The organism is Methylobacterium sp. E-066 (assembly GCF_022829635.1).
Classification (GTDB): Bacteria; Pseudomonadota; Alphaproteobacteria; order Rhizobiales; family Beijerinckiaceae; genus Methylobacterium.
Genome location: NZ_JAKSYO010000215.1, coordinates 47,757 through 72,582, shown reverse-complemented (window position 1 = coordinate 72,582; position 24,826 = coordinate 47,757). Strand labels below are relative to the sequence as shown.

23 protein-coding genes are annotated in these 24,826 nt (G+C 67.1%); 17 read left to right on the top strand and 6 right to left on the bottom strand.

The window, feature by feature from the left end; all coding sequences use genetic code 11:
• Positions 1–196: 196 nt before the first annotated feature.
• Together MKL20_RS32705 and MKL20_RS32700 are read left to right on the top strand one after the other, a co-directional pair.
• Entirely contained in the window at positions 197–928 is a 732-nt protein-coding gene (locus MKL20_RS32705) for an IclR family transcriptional regulator (protein WP_244040186.1), read from the top strand.
• A complete protein-coding gene (locus MKL20_RS32700) occupies positions 925–1,767 on the top strand; it encodes an IclR family transcriptional regulator (protein WP_244040185.1) in 843 nt (280 codons plus the stop codon). The genes MKL20_RS32705 and MKL20_RS32700 overlap by 4 nt, the downstream gene beginning before the upstream one ends.
• Before the next feature lie 8 nt (positions 1,768–1,775).
• Here the strand turns inward: MKL20_RS32700 and MKL20_RS32695 are convergent, their stop codons facing one another.
• Positions 1,776–2,657 (bottom strand): MBL fold metallo-hydrolase, encoded by an 882-nt coding sequence (locus tag MKL20_RS32695; protein ID WP_244040184.1) that lies wholly within the window; start codon positions 2,655–2,657, stop codon positions 1,776–1,778.
• A gap of 10 nt (positions 2,658–2,667) precedes the next feature.
• Positions 2,668–3,831 carry an NADH:flavin oxidoreductase/NADH oxidase gene (locus tag MKL20_RS32690; protein WP_244040183.1) on the bottom strand — a complete coding sequence of 388 codons (1,164 nt, stop codon included), beginning with the start codon at positions 3,829–3,831 and terminating at the stop codon, positions 2,668–2,670.
• Between the two features lie 176 nt (positions 3,832–4,007).
• On the opposite strand from MKL20_RS32690, the gene MKL20_RS32685 reads away from it, so the two are divergent.
• The 8 genes from MKL20_RS32685 (at position 4,008) to MKL20_RS32650 (ending at position 12,576) form a co-directional block, all read left to right on the top strand.
• The gene (locus MKL20_RS32685; RefSeq protein WP_244040182.1) at positions 4,008–4,970 is read left to right on the top strand and encodes a hydroxymethylglutaryl-CoA lyase; all 963 of its coding nucleotides are present in this window, start codon (positions 4,008–4,010) and stop codon (positions 4,968–4,970) included.
• A 498-nt stretch (positions 4,971–5,468) separates the two neighbouring features.
• On the top strand, positions 5,469–6,488 hold the full coding sequence (gene dctP / locus MKL20_RS32680) for a TRAP transporter substrate-binding protein DctP (protein ID WP_244040181.1): 1,020 nt from the start codon (positions 5,469–5,471) through the stop codon (positions 6,486–6,488).
• A 14-nt stretch (positions 6,489–6,502) separates the two neighbouring features.
• On the top strand, positions 6,503–7,012 hold the full coding sequence (locus MKL20_RS32675; protein ID WP_244040180.1) for a TRAP transporter small permease: 510 nt from the start codon (positions 6,503–6,505) through the stop codon (positions 7,010–7,012).
• A 79-nt stretch (positions 7,013–7,091) separates the two neighbouring features.
• Entirely contained in the window at positions 7,092–8,378 is a 1,287-nt protein-coding gene (locus tag MKL20_RS32670; protein ID WP_244040179.1) for a TRAP transporter large permease, read from the top strand.
• Positions 8,342–9,532, top strand: a complete 1,191-nt coding sequence (locus MKL20_RS32665; RefSeq protein WP_244040178.1) for a CaiB/BaiF CoA transferase family protein — start codon at positions 8,342–8,344, stop codon at positions 9,530–9,532. Before MKL20_RS32670 ends, MKL20_RS32665 begins: the two co-directional genes overlap by 37 nt.
• Before the next feature lie 7 nt (positions 9,533–9,539).
• On the top strand, positions 9,540–10,334 hold the full coding sequence (locus MKL20_RS32660) for an enoyl-CoA hydratase/isomerase family protein (protein ID WP_244040177.1): 795 nt from the start codon (positions 9,540–9,542) through the stop codon (positions 10,332–10,334).
• 29 nt (positions 10,335–10,363) lie between these two features.
• Positions 10,364–11,563 carry an acyl-CoA dehydrogenase family protein gene (locus MKL20_RS32655; protein ID WP_244040176.1) on the top strand — a complete coding sequence of 400 codons (1,200 nt, stop codon included), beginning with the start codon at positions 10,364–10,366 and terminating at the stop codon, positions 11,561–11,563.
• A gap of 161 nt (positions 11,564–11,724) precedes the next feature.
• On the top strand, positions 11,725–12,576 hold the full coding sequence (locus tag MKL20_RS32650; RefSeq protein WP_244040175.1) for an alpha/beta fold hydrolase: 852 nt from the start codon (positions 11,725–11,727) through the stop codon (positions 12,574–12,576).
• A 61-nt stretch (positions 12,577–12,637) separates the two neighbouring features.
• Here the strand turns inward: MKL20_RS32650 and MKL20_RS32645 are convergent, their stop codons facing one another.
• The gene (locus MKL20_RS32645; protein WP_244040174.1) at positions 12,638–13,294 is read right to left on the bottom strand and encodes an IclR family transcriptional regulator; all 657 of its coding nucleotides are present in this window, start codon (positions 13,292–13,294) and stop codon (positions 12,638–12,640) included.
• 231 nt (positions 13,295–13,525) lie between these two features.
• Between MKL20_RS32645 and MKL20_RS32640 the strand changes: the two genes are divergently transcribed.
• The 6 genes from MKL20_RS32640 (at position 13,526) to MKL20_RS32615 (ending at position 19,928) form a co-directional block, all read left to right on the top strand.
• A complete protein-coding gene (locus MKL20_RS32640) occupies positions 13,526–14,473 on the top strand; it encodes a hydroxymethylglutaryl-CoA lyase (protein ID WP_244040173.1) in 948 nt (315 codons plus the stop codon).
• On the top strand, positions 14,470–15,735 hold the full coding sequence (locus tag MKL20_RS32635; protein ID WP_244040172.1) for a CaiB/BaiF CoA transferase family protein: 1,266 nt from the start codon (positions 14,470–14,472) through the stop codon (positions 15,733–15,735). Before MKL20_RS32640 ends, MKL20_RS32635 begins: the two co-directional genes overlap by 4 nt.
• A gap of 85 nt (positions 15,736–15,820) precedes the next feature.
• Positions 15,821–17,200: an MFS transporter gene (locus tag MKL20_RS32630; RefSeq protein ID WP_244040171.1), complete on the top strand. Its 1,380-nt coding sequence runs from the start codon at positions 15,821–15,823 to the stop codon at positions 17,198–17,200.
• Positions 17,200–18,207, top strand: coding sequence for an SMP-30/gluconolactonase/LRE family protein (locus MKL20_RS32625; RefSeq protein WP_313902762.1), 1,008 nt, complete (start codon positions 17,200–17,202; stop codon positions 18,205–18,207). Before MKL20_RS32630 ends, MKL20_RS32625 begins: the two co-directional genes overlap by 1 nt.
• Positions 18,208–18,210: 3 nt before the next feature.
• Positions 18,211–19,125: an SMP-30/gluconolactonase/LRE family protein gene (locus tag MKL20_RS32620; RefSeq protein WP_244040170.1), complete on the top strand. Its 915-nt coding sequence runs from the start codon at positions 18,211–18,213 to the stop codon at positions 19,123–19,125.
• Between the two features lie 35 nt (positions 19,126–19,160).
• Positions 19,161–19,928 carry an enoyl-CoA hydratase/isomerase family protein gene (locus MKL20_RS32615; protein ID WP_244040169.1) on the top strand — a complete coding sequence of 256 codons (768 nt, stop codon included), beginning with the start codon at positions 19,161–19,163 and terminating at the stop codon, positions 19,926–19,928.
• A 209-nt stretch (positions 19,929–20,137) separates the two neighbouring features.
• Here MKL20_RS32615 and MKL20_RS32610 read toward each other — a convergent pair whose 3' ends face one another.
• From MKL20_RS32610 to MKL20_RS32600, 3 genes are all read right to left on the bottom strand, one after another.
• The gene (locus MKL20_RS32610; RefSeq protein WP_244040168.1) at positions 20,138–21,193 is read right to left on the bottom strand and encodes an Ldh family oxidoreductase; all 1,056 of its coding nucleotides are present in this window, start codon (positions 21,191–21,193) and stop codon (positions 20,138–20,140) included.
• Positions 21,194–21,332: 139 nt separating this feature from the next.
• On the bottom strand, positions 21,333–22,388 hold the full coding sequence (locus tag MKL20_RS32605; protein WP_244040167.1) for a lactonase family protein: 1,056 nt from the start codon (positions 22,386–22,388) through the stop codon (positions 21,333–21,335).
• A 7-nt stretch (positions 22,389–22,395) separates the two neighbouring features.
• Complete coding sequence (locus MKL20_RS32600) at positions 22,396–23,901, bottom strand: MFS transporter (RefSeq protein ID WP_244040166.1); 1,506 nt, start codon at positions 23,899–23,901, stop codon at positions 22,396–22,398.
• Positions 23,902–23,994: 93 nt separating this feature from the next.
• Between MKL20_RS32600 and MKL20_RS32595 the strand changes: the two genes are divergently transcribed.
• A complete protein-coding gene (locus tag MKL20_RS32595; protein WP_244040165.1) occupies positions 23,995–24,669 on the top strand; it encodes a GntR family transcriptional regulator in 675 nt (224 codons plus the stop codon).
• Positions 24,670–24,826: the final 157 nt, after the last annotated feature.

Below are 24,826 nucleotides of genomic sequence, written 5' to 3'. Positions count from 1 at the left end.
CGCTTCAGGACGGGTTGTAAACGTGGGTCGGGCGACGCGAGACGAAATCAATGAACCGGCGGAGAGCACGCGTCGGCGGCCGGGGAGGGCAGCGACCGCGGCGCAGAGGCGTGCGCCTGCGCTGCGGGACTCGGACGCCTTTGAGGACGAGGGCCACGCGCCTGCCGACATCTCCGGCGACAAGGATCGCCAGTTCGTGACAGCTTTGGCGCGCGGGCTCGAAGTCCTATCCTGCTTCAGCGCGGCCCGTCCGGCCCTGAGCGGCACGGAGATCGCCAGCCTGCTCGGCCTGCCTCAGCCCACCGTCTGGCGCCTGTGCCGCACGATGACGAAGCTCGGCTATCTCGCGGTCGGTTCGGACGAGCGGCTTCGGCCGGCCCTACCGGTGCTGCGGCTCGGCTACACGATTCTGTCCGAACTGACGCCGATCGAACTCGCCCGTCCGCACCTCCAGGAGCTCGCGGACGCGGCGGAGGGTGCGGCCGGTCTCGCCGTGAGGGATGGCTCGGACATGCGCTTCGTCGAGCGCTGCGAGAGCCATTCCCAGCTCCTGATGAATCTCAAGGTCGGCTCGCGTGTGCCGGTTGCGACCTCCGCGCTCGGCTGGGCCTACCTCGCCGGCTTCCCGCAGGACGAGCGCGAGGCGCTGCTCGGCCAGGTCAGGCCGGACCACCGCGTCTGGCGCGCGGTGGAGAAGCCCCTTCGGCGCGCTCTGGACGCATACGTGTCGGACGGGTTCATCATCAACGACGGCGTGTTTCATCCCGGCTACAATACGGCGGCCGCGCCGGTACTCGGATCCGACGGGCGTCCGGTCTTCGCGATCAATTGCGGCGGCGCCGCCTCTATCCTGTCGATCGAGAAACTGCGGCGGGAGATCGGCCCGCGCCTGCGCGATCTCGCGACACTTCTACGGACCGCGTCATGAACCGGGTGCGCCGCTCCACCACCCCCTCGCGCCCAGCCCCGGAGCGCGAGGCCGGCCCGGAGGGCGATCGCCAGTTCGTCACCGCGCTCGCGCGCGGCCTCACGATCCTCGGCTGCTTCTCGCCCGCGCGTCCGGAGATCGGCGGCTCGGAACTCGCCGCCCTGACTGGCCTGCCCCAGCCGACCGTCTGGCGTCTCTGCCACACCATGATTCGGCAGGGCTTTCTCGTGCCCGTGAACGGCGACAAGCTCCGTCCCGGGATCCCGATATTGCAGCTCGGGCGCGCGGTGCTGGCTGGCATCCCCCTCGCGGAGAGGGCCCAGGCACGCATGCAGGCGCTCGCCAATCGATTCGGGTCGGCGACAGGCCTCGGAGCCCGCGACGAGAACCGGATGGTTTTCGTGCAGCGCTGTCTCAGCGACGCCCAGCTCCTGATGAATCTTCGGATCGGCTCACGCCTGCCGCTCGCCACCTCGGCGGTCGGTTGGGGCCTGCTCTCGGGCTACGAGGAGGCGGAGCGCGCGGAGTTGATCGAGCGCCATGCCGCCCCCGATCCGCGCTGGCAGAAGGCCGAGCCGGAGTTTCGGCGCACGCTTCAAGACTACGCGACGCAGGGCTTCATCACCAATCTCGGCGCCTTCCACCAGGGCTACAACACGGCGGCCGCACCCGTGTTCGGTCCGGATGGGCGGCCCGCGTTCGCGCTGAGCTGCGGCGGTTCGGCCGTCACTCACACGCCGGCCTTCCTGCGGCGTGAGGTCGGGCCTGAGGTCGTCCGCCTCGCGGTCACGCTGGAGGCGGAGCTCGGCGGAAGGCGGCCTAAAACCGAGCCGCGATGACAGCGGTTTTAGAGGGTGTAGGTCCAGGGCTCCATCAAGATTTGGTAGGTGCCGTCGCGCGCAGTGACACGGCCGAGGCCCGGGAAGTGCAGGTGCATGCCGCCGATCAGCAGGTCGTCGCGTTCGGCGAGCGCGAGGACGGCGGCGCGGGACGCGGCGGCTTTCGGTCCGTCGAAGTCGTACATCATGTAGACGTCGGGCCGCGGCACCTGGATCTCGGGCACGTGCACGGTATCGCCCCAGATCAGGATCTCTTCGGTCCCTGAGCGAATCCGGTACGCGCAATGACCGGGTGTGTGACCATCGCAGAGCAGGGCCGTGATGCCGGGTAGCACCTCGTCCCCGTCCCGGATGGTGCGGATCCGTCCATCGTAGGGTCGGAGCCGGAAGCGACCGCCCTCGAAGTAGCGTACGCGCTGCCTCTCGGTCGCGGCCGACATCCTGGCATCGTCGAACCAATGCGCGATCTCGGCCTCGTGCACGACGATGTCGGCGTTCGGGAAGAGCGCCGCGCCGGCATCGCTCGTAATCCCGCCTGAGTGATCGGGGTGGACATGCGTCAGGAGGATCGTGCCGACCTCTTCGGGCCGGATGCCGGCCGCCGCCATGTTGTCCGGCATGCGCCCGCAGGTCGGTCCCATCATGGTGCCCGAGCCCGCATCGACGAGCACGGTCCGATCCGGCCAGCGCAGGGCGAACATGTTCACCGAAATCCGGGGCTTCGGTCGACCGGTGCCGGCCAAGATCATGGCTTCCGCTTCGGCGGGCGTGATCACCTCCACGGCCTCGGTCGGCGGGTCGACAAAACCGTCGGACAGCGTCGTGACGATCAACTCGCCGACGCGTCGGTGGTGGACACCGGCGACCTGCGCGGTCGGGATCGGTCGCATGGCGTAGCCCTCAGTCACGCGCGTCGATGCCCCGCTGCCAAGTCGAGGGGCGGCCTGGGAAGCGCGACCTCGCCCGCTTCTCCAACCAGTAGCCGTAAGCGTCGGGGACGTGCGCGAAGCCGGGCTCGATGCCGAGCTTCTGGGCGGCGTCGATCGGCCAATTCGGGTTGTGCAGCATCTCCCGGCCGATCGCCACGAGATCCGCCTGGCCGGACCGGACGATACCGTCCGCCTGATCGGCATGGATGATGTGGCCGACCGCCATGGTCATGACGCCGGTCTCGGCGCGGATCCGCTCGGCGTGGGGAACCTGGTAGCCGTATCCGATATCCGGAGAAGTCGCGACGTGCGTGTAGTTGGCGACACCGCCGGTCGAGCAGTCGATCACGTCGACGCCGACAGCCGACAAGCGCCGTGTCAGTTCGACGCTATGCTCGATCTCCCAGCCCGCGCCATCCACCGCCGAGATGCGGAAGAAAAGCGGCTTGCCTTCAGGCCACGCCTTGCGGGTCGCGGCCGCTACCTCGATCGCGAACCGCATCCGGTTCTCGAGGGAGCCGCCGTACTCGTCCGTGCGCTGGTTGGCGACGGGCGACAGAAATTCATGGATGAGATAGCCGTGCGCGCCGTGGATCTCGACCGCCTCGAAGCCGGCTCTGCGGGCGCGGTCCGCCGCCTGCGCCCAGGCCTGCGCCAGCCCGGCGATCTCGTCTCGCTTGAGCTCTCGAGGCGTGCCGTGCTGGGCATCGTGCGGGATGGGGCTCGGCCCGACGAGGTCCCAGTCGCCGCCCCCGGGTAGGGACGTGTCGGCCGGGAGCGGGCCGCGGCCCTCCCACGGCCGCGACTGGCGGGCCTTGCGGCCGGAATGGCTCAGCTGGATGCCGGGGACGGCGTTGTGTGCCTTGATGAACTCCGTGATGCGGATCATCGGCTCGATGTATCGGTCGTCCCAGAGCGCCAGGTCGGCGGGGGTCGTGCAGCCGCGCGGGTCGACCTTGGTCGATTCCATGAAGACGAGCCCGCAGCCGCCGGCCGCGTACTTGCCCAGATGCATGAAGTGCCAGTCGTTCACCCATCCGTCGGTCGCGGCGTAGGTGAGCATCGGGGAGAGAACGATACGGTTCTTGAGCCGCACGTCCCTGATCTGCAGCGGGCAGAACAGATCCGATATCATGAGCGCCTCCCGGGCCGGCGCTCATTCGGCGCCTCCTCGTTGGGCTCCGACATGCCACGGTCGGGCGGTGGATTTCAACTTCTGAATGGGCTATTCGCAAAAATCGAAGAGAGTGCGGAGAGGAGCGGTCGCGTGATCGCCCCGCTCGCGATACCGGCGCGACAGGGAGAGTGGTGATGTCCGATCTGCCGAAATCGGTGAAAATGATCGAGGTCGGGCCGCGCGACGGCCTGCAGATCGAGCCGCGTATCGTGCCGACGGGCGAGAAGCTTCGCATGATCGACGCCATCGCGGAGGCGGGTGTCAAGGAGATCGAGGCCGGCTCCTTCGTGAACCCGAAAGCCGTGCCGCAGATGGCGGACGCGGACGAGCTCTTCGATAAGATCGAGAAGAAGCCCGGCGTGCGCTATCGCGCGCTCTGGCTGAATCCGAAGGGCCTCGAGCGAGCCATCGAGAACGGCCATGTCGACATGGACGGCAAGCTCACCATCACGGCGAGTGAGGCCTTCATCAAGCGCAACACCAACCGGTCCATCGACGAAACCTTCGCGCAGATGCCCGACTGGATCGCGCAGTACCGGGAAGCCGGGATCGTCGTGAATTCCCTCGGCGTCATGGCGGCGTTCGGATGCAATTTCGAGGGCTATATTCCCGAGGATCGGGTCGTCAGGCTCGTCGATCGGACGATGAAAATCATGGATGATCACGGCTGCCGGCTGACCTATCTCAGCCTCGCCGACACCATGGGTTGGGGTACGCCCGGGCAGATGAAGAGCCTCGTCGGCAAGATCCGCCACAAGTGGCCGGACCTGACCCTGAAGCTTCACCTCCATGACACGCGCGGCCAAGCGGTCGCCAACGCCGTCGCCGGCATGGAGATGGGCGTGACCGAATTCGATGCCTCCGTGGGCGGCCTCGGCGGCTGCCCCTTCGCGGGTCACAAGGGCGCGGCTGGCAACATCTGCACGGAAGATCTTGTTTTCACGTGCGCGGAGATGGGAATCGAGACCGGCATCGACCTCGACGCCCTGGTGGAGGCGGCCAAGCTCTCGGAAGAGTTCGTCGGCCACCCGCTTCCCGGCAAGGTGATGAAGGGTGGCACGCTGACCCGCTTTAAGAGTGAGGCCGGTCGCGCCTGAAGAAAGACGCGACGGACGGACATCTATGACCCGGGGATCCCCGCCCGGCTTGCGGGATGGGATCTCCGGCCCCGGAACAGAGCGGAAGCGGGCTAGGGGCAGAAGACCGAGGACATCCACGGCGGCATATCTGCTGTCGCATTCGCGCGGGAAGGCGGCCTATCCGCCATCGATGCGCTCTCCAGTGCGGCTCAGCGAACGACATCGATTCAACGATCACCGCCAGGGCGGCCTTGGGCTTCTATGAGTCCGTAAGCGGAGGGACGCGTCCCCCCGAACCCATCTCCTCGAGTCGAATTGGGACCTCGGTGGAGCCAATCAGGCTACTCCTCATAGATACGGTACAGGCTTCGTCATCCTCCGTCGTTGACGGGGCGACGCCCGACCTCTAGCCTGAATGACCTATTCGCAGCGCGGATTCGCCGGCTTGCACGGAGGATCACTGACGATTGCGAACGCAGAGAGTTTCGCGCGGACGAGCCTCCGGGAGGAAACGAGATGAGGCGTGGCATCCTGTGGGCCGCCTGCGCGGTCGCCGCAATCATCTGCGGTCCGGGGGCGCGGGCCGAAGCGCAGTTCAAGCTGCGCGCATCGGTCGATACCTCGCTCAGCCACGCCCGGACGCAATCGGTGGCGGATTACCTGAAAAAAGTGCAGGAGCGCTCCGGAGGCCGGATCGAGACGGAACTCTTCCATTCAGGCCAGCTCTATCGCGACCGCGATGTCGTGAAGGCGCTCCGACAGGGCAGCGTCGAAATGGCGGCGCCCGGCAATTGGGTCCTGACCGGCCTCGTGCCCGACGCGGACGTCTTTCAGCTGCCGATCTTCTTCGGTCAACTCGCCTCAGTCGCTTATGGGGCCGCCGACGGCAAAATCGGTCAACTCGTCGATACGCAGTTTCAGCAGAAACTCCAGGTCAAGATCTTGGGCCGCTGGTTGCCGCTCGGTTACCAGAACTGCTACGCGACTTCGAAGCCGATTAAAAGCTTCGACGATTGGGCAGGCATGAAGATCCGCAACTCGGGCGGGGCCGGCCAATCGCTGCGAGCGAAGTTCTTCGGTGCAATTCCGAACCTCACGGCCTGGCCCGACGTGCCGCTCGCGCTCTCGCAGGGAACATTCGACGGGCTCTGCTCGACGGATGAGAGCCTCGCCAGCGCCAAGCTTTGGGAGGCCGGCGTCAAGTATGGATTTGAAGATCACGAGTTTATCGGCTTTTATGTACCGATGATATCAGATCGATTTTACAGACAACTGCCTGCCGATCTTCAGAAAATCGTCGTTGATACATGGCAAGAGAACATCGAAACATACCGCAAAAACATGGAAACAGCGCAGGAAGAGGCGCACAGGACGCTTGAAAAAAACGGCGTTCAGTTCTTCTCGCCCGGATTGGAGGCCCTCTCCAAGATCCGCCAAAAGATGATGCCGACACAGGACGACGTCGCCAAGGAACTCCGCCTGTCCGCCCCTTTGATGAGCCAGATCAAAGCCGAATCGGGCAACCTTAGCCAGTGACAGCCAGCGCGACGATGTCGGCCATCAGCGTCCTCGATCGTGTCGAACGTTTCCTGATCGGCCTGTTCGGGACTGCGGCACTCGCGGTCGGCACCTACCAGGTGATCGGCCGCTACGTCGACCAGAGGATCGCCTTTGCCTACGGTGAGGAGGTCGTCGTCTACTTCACCGTCTGGGCAGTCTTTCTCGCCACGAGTCAGCTCGTCCGCACCGACGGCCACGTCCGGCCTGATCTTGTGCTGCGTCTGCTACCGCCTCAGGGGCAGCGCTGGTTCGAAATCTTCAATTGCTGCGTGGCGCTCGCCTTCTGCGGAGGCCTGACGTGGTTCGCTCTCGAAGTCGCGACAGGCTCCTTCGACCTCGACGAGCGCTCGAGCACCGGGCTCGAGTTCCCGATGTGGATCTACTACGCATCGATCCCGGTCGGGGCCGGTCTCATGTCGGTCCGCTACGCGCTGCGGCTCTACCGCTATCTGTTCGAATTTGATCCGAGCACGATGATCATCACGACTGCCGAGCATTGAAGCGAGGCGTACCGTCGATGCCTCGTACCCCTTCCGAGCCAAATTGATCCCTCTCACGTCCAGGGCACGACCCGACGCGATGTGGCCCCTCCTGTTCCTCATTCTGTTCTTCGGCCTTCTCGCGGCCGGGTTGCCGATCTTTCTCGTGCTCGGCTTCTGCGCGGCCGTGCTGTTCGGCATGTCCGGCCAGCCGCTGGTCGGCATCGCGCAGAAGATCGCCGACGAGATGAACTCCTCAACCCTGATGGCTCTGCCCCTCTTCGTGATGGCGGCGGCCTTCATGCGGCGCGGCGGCGTCGCCAAGGCGCTGGTCGACGTCGCCATCGGTTGGTTCGGGCGCTTCCGGGGAGCGCTTGCCCTCGTGACCGTCGTGTCCTGCACGCTGTTTGCGGCGATCTGCGGCTCGTCGGTCGCGACGGCGCTCGCGATGGGCACGATCCTCGTTCCCGCCATGCTCGAGCGCGGCTATCCCCGCCATTTCGCGCTTGGCGTCGTCGGAGCATCAGGCACGATCGGGATCGTCATACCGCCCAGCCTGTCGCTCATTTTGTACGGGCTCATCGCCGAGCAGTCGGTACCGCGGCTGTTCCTGGCTGGCATCTTGCCCGGTCTCCTCCAGGCCGTGACTTTCTTCGCTTACGTCCTGTACTATTCCTACAAGCACAAGCTCCCACGCGAGGAGCCGGTGCCGTTTCGCAGCCTTGTCCGCATCACGCTGAACGCGCTTCCGGCGCTGTGCGTGCCGATCATCGTGATGGTCGGGATCTACGGAGGGCTGATGACGGTCACCGAGTCAGCCGCGATCTCCGCGCTCGCTGCACTCGTCGTAAGCTTGGTCTTCTACAGGGGCTTCCGCTGGACGCAGACCCTCGACGTAGTCGCAGACGCGATCAAGAGCGCTGCCACCATCATGATCATCGTGGCCTCCGCGCTCGCCTTCGGCCACTGGATGACCGATTCCGGGATCCCCGCGAAACTCGTCCAGTTCACGGTCGATCACAATCTGCACGCCTGGGAGTTCCTCCTGGCGATCAACCTGCTGCTCCTGCTCCTCGGCTGCTTCCTCGAGGTGGCGGCAACGCTTCTCGTGGTGATGCCGATTCTGGCACCCGCTCTGAAGCCGATCGGGGTCGATCCCGTGCACTTCGCGATCGTCTTCACCCACAACATGGAGATCGCGCTCGTCCACCCACCCGTCGGGCTCAACCTCTACGTGCTGGCGACGATCTCGACCGCGCCCGTATGGGAGGTCGTCCGGGGGATCTGGCCTTTCCTGATCCTACTCGTGCTCGTCCTCATGATCATCACCTACGTCCCGGAGCTGTCCCTGTGGCTGCCGCATCTCGTCTATGGGCCGGCGCGATGACGGAGGCGGCTCCCGGTCCCAAAGCCGACGCCCCCCTGACCGGCCTCACGGTCTTCGAGCTCGGCCACAGCGTCGCCGCCCCCTTCGCAGGGCTGATCCTGTCGGACCTCGGCGCAGAGGTGATCAAGGTCGAGAACCCCGCCACCGGAGACGCGGCTCGGGGCTGGGGGCCGCCCTTCTGGGAAGGCGATGCGGCGGCCTTTCACACGCTCAACCGCGGCAAGAAGGGGCTGGCAGTCGATCTCGCCGATCCGCAGGAGGTCGGCGCACTCCGGCGACTGATCCTTGCCCGCGGCGATGTCGTGATCCAGAATCTGCGCGCAGGCGCGGCCGATCGTTACGGCATCGGCGCAGCCGCCCTCACGGCGGCCAAGCCCGACCTGATCTACTGCGATCTGGGCGCCTTCGGCGGAACGGGCCCGCTCGCGCACAAGCCCGGCTACGATCCGCTGATGCAGGCCTTCGGCGGGCTGATGAGCGTCACCGCCGAGGGCGGCGACCGTCCACCCGTCCGCGTCGGGGCGTCCGTGGTCGATTTGGGGGCGGGGCTCTGGTCGGTGGTCGGGATCCTGACGGCGCTGCTCACCCGGAAGGCGACCGGCCGCGGCGGCCTTGTCGCGACCTCGCTCTACGAGACGGCGCTCGCCTGGGTGTCGATCCCGATGGCCGGCTATCAGGCCTCGGGGGCGATCCCGCTCCCCTTCGGCTCGGGCATCGCCGAGATCGTCCCCTACCAGTGCTTCGCGACCCGCGACGGTTGGCTGATGATTGCGGCCGGCAACGACAATCTCTTCCGCAGGCTTTGCGCGGTGCTCGCCCGACCAGACCTCGCCGCCGACCAGCGCTTCCAGACAAATCGCGATCGGGTGTCTCACCGCGAGATCATCGTGCCGATGTTGGCCGAGGTCATCCGCGACTGGCCGATGGCGAACCTTCAGCATCAGCTCGACGCATCCGGTATCCCCAACGCGCCGCTCCAGAACATCGCCGAGGCGGCCCACCACCCGCAGACCGCCGCGCTGGGGATCATCCAGTCCGGGCCCGAAGGATCGCTACCGGTGGTCGGCCTGCCGCTGCGGCTGGACGGCGCACGTCCGGCCATGCGTTGGCCGACCCCGAAGCTCGGGGAGCACAACGACCTCTTGTCCGATTGAGGCATCCATGCGCGAGACCTACGCGACCCTGACAACTGAGCGCCCTCACGCCGACGTGCTCCTGGTGACGCTCAACCGGCCCGAGGCTGCGAACGCGATGAACACGCAGATGGGCCGCGATCTGCTTGACTTGTTCGACGGGCTCATCGCCGACCCCGGCCATTGTCGCGCCGTCGTCCTGACCGGATCCGGCAAAAAGGCCTTCTGCGCCGGCGGCGACCTCAAGGAACGCAACGGCATGACAGACGAGGCCTGGCAGGACCAGCACCTCATCTTCGAGCGCGGCGTTCGCGCGCTCATCGAGTGCCCGGTTCCGGTCGTCGCGGCCGTGAACGGTGCCGCCTATGGCGGCGGCTGCGAGATCGCGCTGTGCTGCGACTTCATCTACGCGGCCCGGCACACCCGCTTCGCGCTGCCGGAGGTCACACTCGGCATCATGCCGGGCGCGGGCGGCACGCAGACCCTGCCGCGCGCGGTAGGGGAGCGACGTGCCAAGGAGCTGCTCCTGTCTGGCCGTCCCTGGTCGGCCGAGGATGCGGCAGACTGGGGCATGGTCAACCGCGTCTGCGAGGGCGAGCGACTGCTCGCCGAGGCGCTCGAGACGGCCGAAACTATCGCCGCGAACGCGCCGATCTCCATCCGCCAAGCCAAGCGCGCCATGCACCACGGCCTTTCCCTATCACTCGCCGACGGCATGCTGTTCGAGATCGAAGCCTACAACCGCATGGTCCCCACGGAGGACCGACGCGAGGGCGTGCGCTCCTTCAGCGAGAAGAGGAAGCCGGTCTTCACAGGCCGCTGAGATCGCATTGCGCGTAGGAGGAGTACGTCATGGAAGGCCACGTCAGCACCTCGCCGGCCGTCACCGTCGAACTCGGTGAGGATTACCCGGAGCTGCGTGACGCGGTTCGCCGCGTCTGCGCCAAGTATCCGAGCGCATATTGGCGCGACCTGGACGCGCGCTCCGCCTATCCGACGGATTTCGTCCGCGACCTCACAGACGGCGGCTTCCTCGGCGCCCTGATCCCAGAAGAATACGGCGGTACCGGCCTGCCGCTGCGGGCGGCAGCCGTCATCTTGGAGACGATCAACGCCTCGGGCTGCACCGCCTCGCCAGCGCACGCCCAGATGTACATCATGGGAACGCTCCTCCGGCACGGCAGCGAGGAGCAGAAGCGAAAGTATTTGCCCGGCATCGCGGACGGAAGCATCCGACTTCAAGCCTTCGGGGTCACGGAACCGACCACCGGCTCCGACACTACGAGGCTCAAGACCCGGGCGGAGAAGCGTGGCAACAGCACTTACGTCGTCACAGGGCAGAAGGTCTGGACTTCTCGTGCTCTCCATTCCGACATGATGCTGCTCCTTGCCCGGACAACACCGATCGACCAAGTTCAGAAGAAAACCGACGGGCTATCGGTCTTTCTGGTCGACCTCAAGCGCGAACAAGCAGCGGGCCGGCTTCAAATTCGGCCGATCGACGCGATGATCAACCACAACACGACCGAAATCTTCATGGACGAAATGGAGGTTCCGGCCGAAAATTTGATCGGCGAGGAAGGCAAAGGCTTCCGCTACATACTCGATGGGATGAACGCCGAGCGCGTGCTCGTCGCCTCCGAATGCGTGGGCGACGGGCGCTGGCTACTGGAACGGGGTATCGCTTACGCGAAGGACCGCCGCGTGTTCGATCGTGCCATCGGCCAAAATCAGGCGGTCGCCTTTCCGCTCGCCCGCGCTTGGGGCGAGCTTGAGGCGGCCGACATGATGTGCCGCCGCGCGGCGGCCCTCTTCTCGGCAGGGCAGGATTGTGGTGCCGACGCCAACATGGCCAAGTTGCTCGCCTCGGAGGCGACATGGCACGCGGCGGAAGCGGCGATGCAGACCCATGGCGGCTTCGCCTTCGCGCGCGAGTACGACATCGAGCGGAAATGGCGCGAGGTACGCCTCTACCAAATCGCTCCCATCTCGACGAACATGGTTCTGGCCTACGTGGCCCAGCAGGTACTCGGGCTGCCGCGTTCGTATTGAGTGCGGATCAGCCTCGAAGTTCAGCCCTTCAAAGTCCATGCGAGGGCTCGAGGTGAGGGAGCCTCTCGGCCCCGCGGCTCGCTTTACCCCGACGTGTCTGCAGAGTGGGGCAGAGGGGCCTACCGGCTACATCGTTGTGCTGATCACAAGAGGCCGGGCACATGGAAAACGCGCACGCTATGACCGTCGAAGCTCTGGAGGCGCGCAGCCGTCTCATCCGTACGCCCGTCGCCTATACGCGCGGCTGGTTGGAATGGCGGATCTGGGGCGAGGGGCCGCCTCTCGTCCTGATCCACGGCGGCCACGGCTCTTGGACGCACTGGATTCGGACAATCCCAGCTCTGTCGCGCCATTTCACCGTGGTCGCGCCGGATCTGCCGGGCTACGGCAGCTCAGATCCGCCCGCCTCCGGTGTGGCCGATCCGGACGAATTCGCGCGACTGCTCGGCGATGGCCTTTCGGCGGTGATCGGTGACGGTCGCTTTGGGCTTGTTGGCTTCTCCTTCGGCGGCGTCGTCGCGGGGCACCTGGCGGCGCTGATTCCGGATCGAGTGCGGCGCCTCGTGCTCATCGGCGCAGGCGGGCTCGGGCTGCCGCGGCCCCCGCCACCGGCCCTTGTGAAATGGGCCGCGTTGCCCGCATCACAGCAGCCCGAGGCTCATCGCGCCAACCTCGCGGCCGTGATGATCGCGGACCCGAGCAGGATCGACGATCTTGCTCTCCATCTGCAGGCTGAGAACACACGCCGTGCTCGGCTTCGCAGCCGATCGGTTTCGGTCACCGACACGCTCCGCCGCAAGCTGGCTGAAGCGCGTGTACCGCTCGCAGGCATATGGGGCACATGCGATGCGATGACCGGCGAGCACATTGAGACGCGCCGTAAACTCCTTCTGGAGTTCGATCCCTACGCTCCGTTCCTGGCAGTGGAGGGCGCCGGGCACTGGGTCGCTTATGAGGAACCCAATGCTGTCGAGCACGCGCTGATATCGTGGATGGATACACCTAAATATTGAGCTTGAGGACAAGACACATGATTGCAGTCGCGCTCGCGGGCGACACTTCGTTGCACCGTCATCAACCGCCCAGACGATGCGTCAAGTCCGAAGCTTCGGCGCGCAACGCCTGGGTCAAGGCGTCGATGCCTCCGCCCTCGAAACGGCTGCGGAGGCCCACGATGCCGATAGCGCCGAGAAAGGCTGCGTTCGCCCCATGGACCGGCGCCGCAATCGCCGCCGTCTCCGGGTCGCGCTCGCCGAGCGAGACGGCGAAGCCGCGCGCACGGATAGCCGCGCTCGCCGGATCCGTTCCCCCGGTGAACGCGAGCAGGACGCGCCCACCCGCCCCGCGGTCGAGCGGAAGCTGTGCGCCCTCCTCGAGGTGATGGCGGATCATCCGAGGCGCGTGGTGGCGGTAGAGACAGATCCGCTGCTCGCCGTCGCGGACGTAGAAGGCCGCGGTCTCGCCTGTCGTCTCGGACAGGCGCGCGAGCGCCGGACGGACGTATTCGGTCAGATCGAACGCCTGCCGGTAAAGCTGTCCGAGGCGCAGCGGGGTCGGCCCGAGGCGGAACTGACCGTTTTCGTCGCGGTGTAGGTAGCCGAAGCGGGCGAGCGATCCCGACAGCCTGAGGATCGTGCTCGGGTAGAGCCCTGTGAGGTGTGCGATGTCAGCGAGCGTCAGGCGCGCGCGGTCCTCGCTGAAGGTGTTCAAAATCACGAGCGCGCGTTCCACAGCCTCGACGCGCGGCTCCTCCTCCGGAGAAGTGCCTGCCGCCCGGACTTGGTTGGATGGACGTCCGCGCCGACGGGCAGCCCTCTCGTTTTCTGGTTCCATCGCTAACCTCCGAACGAATCGTGCTGTTGACGCCGACGCGGTGATCGGAGATATTTTCTATCAGTCAGAAATTAATTCTGCCAGATAGAATTATCGCCGTTTAATCGTCATCGGCGGTCGGGAGGAGAGATGTCGGAGATCGACGTCGTCGTGAGCGAAGTCGGGCCGCGTGACGGCTTGCAGAGCATCGCGCGGACGATGCCGACCGAGGCGAAGGTCCGCTGGATCACCGCGCTGGCGGCCGCCGGATTGCCGGAGATCGAGGTCGGCTCCTTCGTCCACCCCGGACGTCTCCCGCAGATGGCAGATACGGCCGAGGTGGTGCACGCCGCGGTCAAGCTGCCGGACGTGACCGTCCTTGCCCTCGTGCCCAACCTGAGAGGTGCACAGCGCGCGTTCGCGGCCGGTACCCCCAAGCTGACGGTGCCGATCTCGGCCTCGCGCCTGCACAGCCAGTCGAATGTCGGCATGACGCCTGAGCAGGCCGTCGAGGACGTCGCGCGCATGTGCGTGCTCCGCGACAGCCTGCCCGCGGGCCAGCGCCCGGGCATCGAAGTCGGCATCTCGACAGCCTTCGGCTGCACCCTGGAAGGACCGGTCGACGAAGCCTGGGTGATCGCGCTCGCCGAGATGGTCGCGCGCGCCGGCGCCGACAGCGTCGGCTTGTCCGACACGACTGGGCACGGCAACCCGGCACAGGTGCGGCGTATGTTCAAGGCGCTCAAGCGTGCCCTGGGCGATCGTGCGGGGGGCGGTCACTTCCACAACACGCGCGGGCAGGGACTCGCCAACGTGGTCGCGGCGCTGGAGGCGGATGTCACCACGTTCGATGCCTCGCAGGGCGGCCTCGGCGGCTGCCCCTACGCGCCGGGCGCCACCGGCAACATCGTCACCGAGGACCTCGTCTTCCTATTGGAGGCGACGGGCCTGCGTACCGGGATCGATCTCGACCGGCTGATCGCGGCGCGGGCCGTCGTCGCCGAAGCCCTGCCCGGCGAACCGCTCTACGGCCATGTGCCCGATGCCGGCTTGCCCAAAGGTTTCCGCACTGCCAGCGATCAGAGGAGCGCCGCATGACCGAGCCGCACGGGGACGACCGAGTGCTCGCGCAGGCGCTCACATCAGCTCGGGCTCTGCCCCTCGCTGGCGTGCGCGTCGTTGAGTTCTCGCACATGGTGATGGGCCCGACTTGCGGCCTCGTCCTAGGCGATCTCGGCGCCGACGTGATCAAGATCGAGCCGGTCGGGGCGGGCGATAACACCCGACGCCTACCGGGCTCGGGCGCCGGTTTCTTCTCGACCTACAACCGAAACAAGCGCAGCCTCGCGGTGGATTTGAAGTCGGCGGAGGGCCTCGCCCTGGTCAAGCGCCTGATCGCGGGCGCCGATGTGGTCACGGAAAACTTTCGACCCGGCGCTCTGGACAAGCAGGGCCTCGGGGCCGAGGCGCTCTGCGCGGAGCACCCGCGGCTGATCTACTGCTCGTTGAAGGGCTTCCTGACTGGACCCTACGAACACCGCACGGCCCTGGACGAAGTCGTGCAGATGATGGGCGGTCTCGCCTACATGACTGGGCCGCCCGGCCGGCCGCTGCGCGCCGGCGCCTCAGTCAACGACGTGATGGGCGGGATGTTCGCCGCCATCGGCATCCTCGCCGCCCTGCAGGAGCGGCACCGGACAGGCCGAGGCCAGGTAATCCGCAGCGGCTTGTTCGAGAACAATATGTTCCTCGTCGCCCAGCACATGGCGCAGTTCGCTGTGACCGGGAAGGCCGCCGCGCCGATGCCGGCCCGCATCTCCGCCTGGGCAGTCTACGACGTGTTCGAGACGGCCGACGATGACCAGGTCTTCGTCGGCGTCGTCACCGACTCGCAGTGGCAGCTGTTCTGTGAAGCGTTCGGGTGCGGCGACCTTGCCGCGGATCCCGACCTCGCGACCAATCCGCAGCGCGTTCACGCCCGCGAGCGCTTCATGCCCCGGCTGCGCGAGATCCTCAGGCAGCACGACCGCGCCGCGATCATGCAGGTCTGCGAGCGGGCAGGGTTGCCGTTCGCGCCGATCACGCGTCCGGACGAGATGTTCGACGACCCCCACCTCAGCCATCCCGGGGCGATGGTCCCCGTGACCCTACCGGACGGCATGCTAACCGCCTTGCCGGCCCTGCCGCTGGAACTGAATGGCGTGCGACCGGGCCTGCGCCTCGACCTGCCCGCGGTGGGTGAGCACGGCCCCGAGATTCTCGCCGAGCTCGGCCTCGGGCCGTCGGAGATCGAAGATTTGACGGCCCGCGGGGTCGTCAGCCGCCTGGACCCGAGGCGCGCCGGCGCCGACGCGGCCTGAAGCGTCATGCCGAAGCGCGGCCTCGACGCTGCGCCGGCCAACGAGAAACCGAACCCGCCCGGAAACGCCGATCGAGGACCCACCCATGTCGAGCACCACCGCTGCGGCGCCAACGGCGGCCATCAATCCCGCCCTCAAGGCGGTCGAGGACGCCGCGATCCGTAAGGCGATGTGGCGCCTCGTGCCGATCCTGATGCTCGGCTACTTCTTCAACTACATCGACCGGACCAGTGTCGGCTTCGCCGCCCTGCAGATGAATCGCGAGCTTGGCCTGACCGCGACACAATTCGGCTGGGGCGCGGGCATCATGTTCGCGAGCTACTGCCTGCTCGAAGTCCCGAGCAACATGGCGATGTACCGCTTCGGCGCGCGCCGCTGGCTCGCGCGCATCATGATCACTTGGGGGCTCGCCGCCGCGGCGACAGCCTTCGCGGTCGGGCCGCTCAGCTTCTACGGCCTGCGCTTCCTGCTCGGCGTGTTCGAGGCCGGCTTCTTCCCCGGGGTGATCTGGTACCTGTCGGTGTGGTTTCCCGCGCGCTCACGCACCCGCGTGCTGGCGTGGTTCATGGCTGCCACGCCGCTCTCGTCCCTGATCGGCGGCCCGGTGTCGTCGTCGCTCCTGGAGATGCATGGGGTGCTCGGCCTCTCAGGCTGGCAGTGGATGTTCATCGTCGAGGGCCTGCCGGCCTGCCTGCTCGGCCTCCTCTGCCTCGCGCTCCTGTCCGACGCTCCGAAGGACGCGGCCTGGCTGACGCCCGAGGAGCGGGCGGCCCTGACCGACGCCCTGGCGCGCGAGCGGCACGAGAGCCCGCGGCACCGGCTCGGCGAAGCGTTGCGCGACCGCCGCGTCCTGGCGCTTGCCGGCATCACCTTCGCCTTCACCATCGGCTCCTACGGGGTCGGCATCTGGCTGCCGCTGATCCTCAAAGGCCACGGCCTCTCGACCCTGACGATCGGCTTCGTCTCGGCGATCCCGTACTTCTTCGCCACCGTGGCGATGCTGCTCTGGGCCCGGGTCGCCGACCGCACTGGGCGCAAGCTGCTCAACATGGCTCTGGCCCTGTCCTGCGGGGTCGTCGGCCTCGTGATGTCGGTGCTGGTGACGTCGCTGGTGCCGGCCCTGGTCGGCCTGACGCTGGCGCTGATCGGCACGATCTCGGCCCGGACGGTGTTCTACACCATCCCGCAGACCTTCCTGACCGGCGCCGCCGCGGCGGGGGGCCTCGCCTTCATCAACTCGGTCGGGGCGGCGGGCGGCTTCGTCGGCCCGTTCATGGTTGGCTGGCTCAAGGACGCGACCGGCTCCTACGATGCCGGTATGCTCGGCATGGCCGTCGTCCTCATGCTCGCCCTGGGGTTGAACGGCCTGCTGGTCCTGTTCATGCGCGGGGCGCCGAAGTCGGCCCCGGCGGCCCTGCCGGCCTCACCCCTGCCAGCGGGTCAGCCGCAGCCGGGGAGGTCGTGATGCTCTCGCGCCGGACGGTCGCGGGCGCGCTCCTCGGGGCCGCCCTTCTCCCCCGCCCACGCGCCGCGCGGGCCGCCGGTCTCGACCCGGATGGGCCGCCCCGGCTCGTCATGGCCGAGCCCTACACGGCGATGCCCGACGCCCTGCGCCGGAAGAACACCCCATCCGAGTGGTCCACGGTCAACAAGGTCGGCCAGCCGCCGGTCGACAGCTTCATCGAGGGGCTCGTCGCGGAGGCCGACGGCACCCTCTACTGCGTCGACATCCCGTTCGGCCGCCTGTTTCGGATCGCCCTCGACCGGACCTGGACCCAGCTCGCCGAGTGGGACGGCGAGCCCAACGGCATGACGCGCCACCCGGACGGGCGCTTCTTCATCGCCGACTACAAGCAGGGCCTGCTCACCTTCGACCCGGCCACGGGAAGGATCGCCACGTTCTTGGGGCGGCGTGACAGCGAGCGCTTCAAAGGCCTCAACGACCTCACCTTCGCGCTCAACGGCGACCTCTACTTCACCGACCAGGGTCAGACCGGCCTGCAGGACCCGACCGGGCGGGTGTACCGGCTGCGCCCGGACGGCCGCCTCGATACGATCCTGTCGACCGGTGTGAGCCCGAACGGGCTGGTCCTGCACCCGAACGAGCAGGTGCTGTTCGTCTCGATGACCCGCGACAACGCCGTCTGGCGCGTGCCGCTGTTCCCGGACGGCAGCACCGGCAAGGTCGGGCGCTTCGTGTCGTTCCACGGGGTGAGCGGACCGGACAGCCTCACGATCGATGCCGAGGGCACACTGCTCGTGCCGCACGCCTCCCTCGGCTCCGTCTTCGCGATCGATCCCGACGGTGAGATCGTCGCCCGTATCCGTGCTCCAAAGGGCAAGACCGTCACGAACGCCAAGCTCGGCGGCACGGACCGGAAGACGCTGTTCTTCACGGAATCGTCCACCGGCACGATCCTGACCGCGCCCTGGGGCGTGGCCGCCCGCCGCCAATACGCCGACAGGCCTTGAGCGATGTCCTGGTACCCCCATCCCGAGACGATCGAAACCGAGCCCTTCACGGCGATGCCAGAGGCGCTGCGCCGGCCGGTCGTGACCGACTGGGCGCGGGCCAACAAGGGCGGCCACCCGGTGGACTGCTTCCTGGAGGGGCCGTGCTTCGACGCCGCCGGCAACCTACACGTCACCGACATCCCGCACGGGCGCGTCTTCCGGATCGCGCCTGACGGGAACTGGACGCAGCTCGCGGAATGGGACGGCGAGCCGAACGGCCTCGCCTTCCACTCGGACGGCCGATTGCTGATCGCCGACTACAAGAACGGGATCCTCAGCCTTGATCCCGCGGGCGGCACACCCGAGCCGTACCTCGCCCGGCGCAACAGCGAGCGGTTCAAGGGCGTCAACGACCTGATCGTCGCCCGCACCGGGGAGATCTACTTTACGGACCAGGGCCAGACCGGCCTGCACGATCCGACGGGGCGGGTCTTCCGCCTGAACCCCTCCGGCCGCCTCGACTGCCTGATCACCAACGGGGTGAGCCCCAACGGTCTCGTGCTCTCGGCCGACGAGAGCGTGCTGTTCGTGGCCATGACCCGTGACAATTCCGTCTGGCGCGTGCCGCTCCAGCGAGACGGCAGTGTCTCGAAGGTCGGGCGGTTCGCGAGCTTCCACGGCACCAGCGGGCCGGACGGGTTAGTGATGGACGAGTGCGGCAACCTGCTCGTCGCGCACGCCTCGCTCGGCTCTGTATTCGTGCAAGGTCCACAGGGCGAACCGCTCGCCCGCATTCGCTCCTGCCGCGGGCAGACGGTGACGAACCTTACCTTCGGCCGGAGCGACCGCAGCACGCTCTACATGACTGAATCGCAGACCGGCACCGTCTTGCGGGCCCGCTGGCGGCACGAAGGACTGCCGGTCACCCATCGCTAGCGCGCGTCCACGAGCGCTAGCCTCAGGAGGCCGCTTTGAGCCGCACAATCCAGGTCGAACACCATGCCGGCTGGGCTCGCATCCGCATCGTGCGGCCCGAGAAACGCAACGCTCTCGACCGGGCAACGCGGCTCGCGCTCGGCGCGGCCATCGCCGACTTCGGACCAAGCACGCGCGCTGTCGTCCTGACCGGGACGGATACGAGCTTCTGCGCTGGCCTCGATTTGAAGGAGCGGGCGGTCGAGGTCGCAGCGGGCAACTCCGACACGGCCGGAGAAGAAGCCATCGCCCTCAACGTAGCGATCCGGGCGCACAGGGCGATTTTCATCGCCGGCGTGAACGGCTTGGCCCTCGGGGGCGGGATGACGCTCGTCAACACCTGCGACCTCGCCATAGCGGCCGAGGACGCCGCGTTCGGCACACCGGAGATCGGTTTCGGTGCCTACGCGAGCATGGCGGGCCCGACCGCGCGGTTGCTGCTGAACCGCAAGCGCGCCGGTTGGCTGCTGCTGACCGGGGAGCGGATCAGCGCGGCCACCGCCTTCGACTGGGGGCTCGTGAACGAGGTCATCCCAGGGACAGACCTCGAGGCGCGTTGCGCTGAGCTCGCCGCGCGCATCGCTGTGTTCGATCCTGTAGCCCTGACCGCGATCAAGACTTCCCTCGATGCGGTCCCCGGTGCGGCGACGAATTGGCAACAGGCGCTCGTCTACGGTCAAGGCGTGAATGCTGAGATCCGCGGGGCGTCGGCCGGATCCCGAGACGAGCCTCCAAGCCTTCCCCATCCTTCGAGGCAGGAATGACGGTAACGCATCGGCCCTATCGTAGAGGGCCTATCTGCGAGAGCGATATCTCATAACGGACAAAGCAGGCACAGCGATGCGGGCGCCGGAGATCATGGGGAAACGCCAGCCGGCCTATCCCCAGGTCGTTGACGATCAGCCGGTCAGCGCCGTCGCCATATCCCACGCTGGTCATCGAACCTCAGCGCCGAATTCCAGATGCACGTTGTTCAAGTGAACGGAAGCTTTTCCGTCTGCCCGATAGCGTGCGCAAGATTTCGCAGATCTTCCAGCGTGTCGTCGGGTAGCAGCAGTCCGTCGCGTCGATTCTCTATATCGTTCCGAGCCTCGATTTCGCCGGGGTAGAAGACCTCGTCGTATCCCTGTGCGAGCGGGACGGCCTTCAGGCCCGCGATCATCTCTTCCATGCGCGCGCCGAAGTTCTCGATCGGCTGGAACGCCGCGATATCGAGGGCGATCATCAGGTGACCGGCGCCGCTGCGTTCCCGGGCCTGATACGGCCCGTGCACCCCGGGTCCGAAGGCGCTGCCGGTGAGAACACCCGAGAGCATGTCCATCGCGACCGAAATGGCATACCCCTTGTGCTGCGCCATGGGCAGGATGATGCCGTCGATCGCCTCTTGCGGATCGACGGTCGGCGCGCCCTCAGCATTGATCGCCCAGCCTTCCGGGATCGTTTGCCCCTTCTGGCGTGCGAGGTAGATCTTGCCGCGGGCCACGCCCGTGTTGGCGATGTCGAGCACCAGCGGCGCGTGGCTGCCGGCGGGCGCAGCCCAGGACCACGGATTGTTGCCGACGACCTTCCGCCGGCCGCCCCAGGGCGCCATGGCGGGGCTGGCGTTCGTCGAGAGAAAACCGACGCAGTCCGCGCGCGCCGCAATCAGCGTGAAGTACATCGCCGTGCCGAAGTGGTTCGAGTTGCGGACCGCCACGGCGCCGATGCCGTGCCGCTTTGCTCGATCGACTGCTTCCTGCGCCGCGCGGGCAGCCGAGATCTGTCCCATGGCCTCGCGGCCGTCGAGGACAGCGATCGCACCGCCGTCGACCACGAGTTCGGGTTCGGCGAGCGGATCGCAGACGCCGGCCCGCAACCGTGCCATGTACCAGGGCAACCGCATGACGCCGTGCGACTGGTGCCCCCAGAGATCGGCCTGCACGAGCGTGTCGGCGCACAGCGCTGCCCGATCCTCCAGCATGCCGGTGGTCGCGTAGGCGGCCGTCGCGAAGGCGCGCAGCTGGTCTGGGAAAATTCGCTCGTCGGTCATGGGCACGGATCCGAGGTCGGATGGGGATTCGATCTGTGAGGAGAAAGGCCGCCATCCACCGCCGGGTTCGGCAGGCCGTGACGGCGCGTGGCCCTGCGCCGACATGCAGCGAACGGCTCCGGCGCGAAGCGCTGATCCATCATGCCGCCGGGCTGCCGAACACGACGCAGACGGGCGATCCGGTCTCGACCGCCTGCCCGGTTCGGGCGAGAGCGCCGGTGACCTGATCCACGGCGAAGGATACGATCGTATCGCTGTCCTCGTTCGCGACCAGCAGCGTCTGCCCAGTGGGGTCCAGCGTGATGAAACGCGGCTTCGCGCCCCCGGTCGGGACCCAGACCGTGGGCCTCAGGCCCGCGGCCTCCACCGCGATGACCGCGATGCTGTCGTCGCCACGGTTCGACACGTAGAGCCAGCGCCCGCACGGGGTCAGCGCGATGCCGGCGGCGTGGCTGGTCTTGAGGCAGCTAGACGGCAGCGTAGAGACGATCTCGAGCGGCGAGAGGCGGCCGCTGCCCGCCTCATAGGCGAAGCGGGTGACCGTCGAGTCGAGCTCGTTCGCCACGAAGAGGATGGTGCCGGAACGATCGAAGACGGCATGGCGCGGCCCGGCGCCCTCGCGGCCGGGTGGCGGTCCGTCCGGAGTGAGTGCGAGGCGGCCGTCATCGCGTCCGACGGCGACGATGAACACCCGGTCCAGGCCCTTGTCCGGCACGATGACCCGGTCACCGGTCGGGTCCAGCACGACCTGGTGGGGATGAGACCCCGTCTGCTGGGTTCGATGCGGGCCCGTCTGACCCGGCAGTTCGAGACGCTGGGCCACGCAGCCGAGCGTGCCGTCCGCGTGGATCGGCAGGCGCGCGAGGCTCCCGCTGGCATAATTCGCGACGAGGAGCGAGCGCGCGCGTTCGTGGATCAGGAGGTGGACGGGGTTTCGCCCCTCGGTCGCTCGTGTGCCGAGGAGCGAAACGGCACCGTCCCGCGCGACCGCGAAGGCGCTGACGCTCTCTCCGTCGCCGTGCACGGCGTAGAGCCGATCCGCCGCTCGGCTCAGGGCGAGATAGGACGGGTTGGTCAGACCACGCAGCACATGGCGCAGCTCCCAGGTGCCGCCGGGCAGGACCGCGTAGACCGACAGACCCTCGCCGCGCGCCTTGCGCTCGACCGTCGTGCGTGATCCGACGAAAGCGAACATGACGGCCTCAGATCCGCTGCGACAGGGGAGCGACCTCGGACTCGGCTTCGGATCGCCGCGCGCCGATCGGCGTGTGGGTGAGCGTCAGGACCGAGGCCGCGCCGCAGATGAGGAGGGCCCCGGCGACGTAGAAGGCGCCGTCGTAGCTGCCCGTCGCCCGGATGACGTACCCGGTCACGATCGGCGCCATCAGCCCGAAGACGTTGCCGCCGACCACGACGAAGGCCATGGCGACGCCGATATCGCGTGGGTTCGGCAGCAGGTCGTTGACCAGGGAGAACGTTAGCGACGTCGTCGAGGCGATGCCGGTCAGGGATACCGCGATCAGCGCCAGGATCAGCCACACGGCGTCGACGAAGGGCGCGAAGAGGACGGTGGCCGCGAGCATCATCGTGGACGCGATGACGTACCGGCGCCGACCGCCGCCGACCTCGCCCCGCATCATGCGATCGCTGAGAAACCCGATCCCGATGCAGAGCACCACGGCCACCGTGTACGGGATCGCGGCGTAGAGACCGGTCTTGGCGATCGTGAGCCCCTTGGTGGTCTGCAGATAGCTCGGCAGCCATGTCAGGAAGAGGTACTGCGAGTAGACGTTGCAGCCCATCGTCAGCGCCAGCCCCCACAGCGTCGGCCCGGATGACAGCATACCGACCAGGCCCGTGCGGTCGCCCGCGGCCGCCGTGTTGCCGGTCCGCTCGGCCAGGATCTTGGCCCGCTCAGGCTCGCTCAGCCAGCGCGCGTCCTCCGGGCGGGAGAAGAGGCTGAGCCAGCAGATCAGCCAGAGCAACCCGATCGCCCCAGCGGCGAAGAAGAGCGCCCGCCAGCCGTAGTGCTCGATGATGGGACCGGCCACGAGGGCGCACAGGGCAGGCCCCGCGTAGGACCCGCTGTTGAAGGCCGCGTTCATGGCCCCGCGCTCGCCAGCCGGCATCCATTCGCGGATGACGCGAGCGCCCGCGGGATTGCTCGTCGCCTCCCCCGCCCCCATCGCGAGACGTGTCGCGAGAAGCGAGGCGAAGCCGGTCGACAGGCCGGTTGCCGCCGTCGCAAGCGACCAGAGCGTGAGCCCGAAACCCGCGACGCGCTTGGCACCGAACCGGTCGACCAGCAGGCCCATCGGGATCAGAAACAGCGCGTATGTCCACAGGAACGACGAGAACAGATACCCCAGGGAAACCGGATCGAGCCCGTATTCTTTGGCGATCGGCCCCGCGGCGAAAGATAGAGTCACACGATCAATGTAGTTGATCATCGCCAGCGCGAACAGGAGTAGCGCTATCCAACCTCGCCTGAACGGCATGCCTACTCCCAAATTTTTATTTTCATCAATCCGGTTCCGCATGTTGCGGGCCAGATAGCGCGGAAAAACGATATTTTGTCTGCCGCTATGAGCCTTCGTGCGGCTCGCAGCGTCGAACGGCCACGAACGAGTTCCACAAACTCCGACGCGGCGGGACCTGGCCCGGACCGTTTCCCAGGCCCGATATGCCCACATCACGAGCGTGTCCACGCATTCATATACAATTGTATACGGTTGAGTCCAGCAGCGAGCGTCGGTAGAATTCGCGTTTGGAAGCGGGATCGTTAGGGAGGGGCACTGCGATTGGACGCCGAGAAATCCTGGCAGCCTGGGGTCCCAGTCGATGATCGGCCCCTGAGCCGCCGCGCGTACGATGCAATCTTCACGGCGATCCAGGACGGCAAGCTTGCGCCGGGATCGCTCGTGCGCGAGGCCGACCTGACCGAATGGCTTGAGATGAGCCGCACACCGCTCCGCGATGCTCTGCAGCGGTTGGAGGCGGAGGGGCTGCTGAGCATGCAGTCGCATCGCGGCATCCGGATTGCGGCGCTGGACCAGCAGCAGGTTTCGGAACTGTATACGGCGCGAGAATGGGCTGAGGGCGCCGCGGCGTCATTGGCGGCGCGGTACGCGACCCCAGTCGACATCGCGCGGTTACAGCACATCCTCGAGCAGGAGCGCGCCTCCGCTGCCGATCCGGTCGCCGGCGCACGGCACAACCGCGATCTTCATCTGACGATCCACACCTGCGCTCGAAATCGCTATTTGGCTGAGCATCTAAGCTCTATGTCGGCCCTGCTGGCGCTCGTCGGAAACACGAGGCGGCGGAATGCCAGCCGTGTGGCCGAGGCCGAGCAGGAGCACACCGCGCTGGTGGCGGCCATCGCGGACGGCGACAGTCAGCGCGCGGAGGCCAGCGCACGTCGACATATCCAGGCCGCACAGCGAAACGTGCTGACCCACTGGGTTGGCGCCTGAGCTCAGGCACTGCGTCACGAAAATTGGCGCTTCAGAATGGACGCTGCCGCTATTGGTTCGATCTGTTCCTTTTGGCTCGCTTGTCGCGAGCGACGGCGACTCGGACTGGTTGTTGGGTACGGCCATCGCACAGAAACGTCAGATCTAGAGAGAGGAT

Coding starts and splice junctions, on each gene's coding strand:
- MKL20_RS32700 (WP_244040185.1), top strand. CDS start 925: ATGAACCGGGTGCGCCGCTCCACCACCCCCTCGCGCCCAGCCCCGGAG.
- MKL20_RS32695 (WP_244040184.1), bottom strand. CDS start 2,657: ATGCGACCGATCCCGACCGCGCAGGTCGCCGGTGTCCACCACCGACGC.
- MKL20_RS32690 (WP_244040183.1), bottom strand. CDS start 3,831: ATGATATCGGATCTGTTCTGCCCGCTGCAGATCAGGGACGTGCGGCTC.
- MKL20_RS32685 (WP_244040182.1), top strand. CDS start 4,008: ATGTCCGATCTGCCGAAATCGGTGAAAATGATCGAGGTCGGGCCGCGC.
- dctP (WP_244040181.1), top strand. CDS start 5,469: ATGAGGCGTGGCATCCTGTGGGCCGCCTGCGCGGTCGCCGCAATCATC.
- MKL20_RS32675 (WP_244040180.1), top strand. CDS start 6,503: ATGTCGGCCATCAGCGTCCTCGATCGTGTCGAACGTTTCCTGATCGGC.
- MKL20_RS32670 (WP_244040179.1), top strand. CDS start 7,092: ATGTGGCCCCTCCTGTTCCTCATTCTGTTCTTCGGCCTTCTCGCGGCC.
- MKL20_RS32660 (WP_244040177.1), top strand. CDS start 9,540: ATGCGCGAGACCTACGCGACCCTGACAACTGAGCGCCCTCACGCCGAC.
- MKL20_RS32655 (WP_244040176.1), top strand. CDS start 10,364: ATGGAAGGCCACGTCAGCACCTCGCCGGCCGTCACCGTCGAACTCGGT.
- MKL20_RS32650 (WP_244040175.1), top strand. CDS start 11,725: ATGGAAAACGCGCACGCTATGACCGTCGAAGCTCTGGAGGCGCGCAGC.
- MKL20_RS32640 (WP_244040173.1), top strand. CDS start 13,526: ATGTCGGAGATCGACGTCGTCGTGAGCGAAGTCGGGCCGCGTGACGGC.
- MKL20_RS32635 (WP_244040172.1), top strand. CDS start 14,470: ATGACCGAGCCGCACGGGGACGACCGAGTGCTCGCGCAGGCGCTCACA.
- MKL20_RS32630 (WP_244040171.1), top strand. CDS start 15,821: ATGTCGAGCACCACCGCTGCGGCGCCAACGGCGGCCATCAATCCCGCC.
- MKL20_RS32625 (WP_313902762.1), top strand. CDS start 17,200: ATGCTCTCGCGCCGGACGGTCGCGGGCGCGCTCCTCGGGGCCGCCCTT.
- MKL20_RS32620 (WP_244040170.1), top strand. CDS start 18,211: ATGTCCTGGTACCCCCATCCCGAGACGATCGAAACCGAGCCCTTCACG.
- MKL20_RS32610 (WP_244040168.1), bottom strand. CDS start 21,193: ATGACCGACGAGCGAATTTTCCCAGACCAGCTGCGCGCCTTCGCGACG.
- MKL20_RS32605 (WP_244040167.1), bottom strand. CDS start 22,388: ATGTTCGCTTTCGTCGGATCACGCACGACGGTCGAGCGCAAGGCGCGC.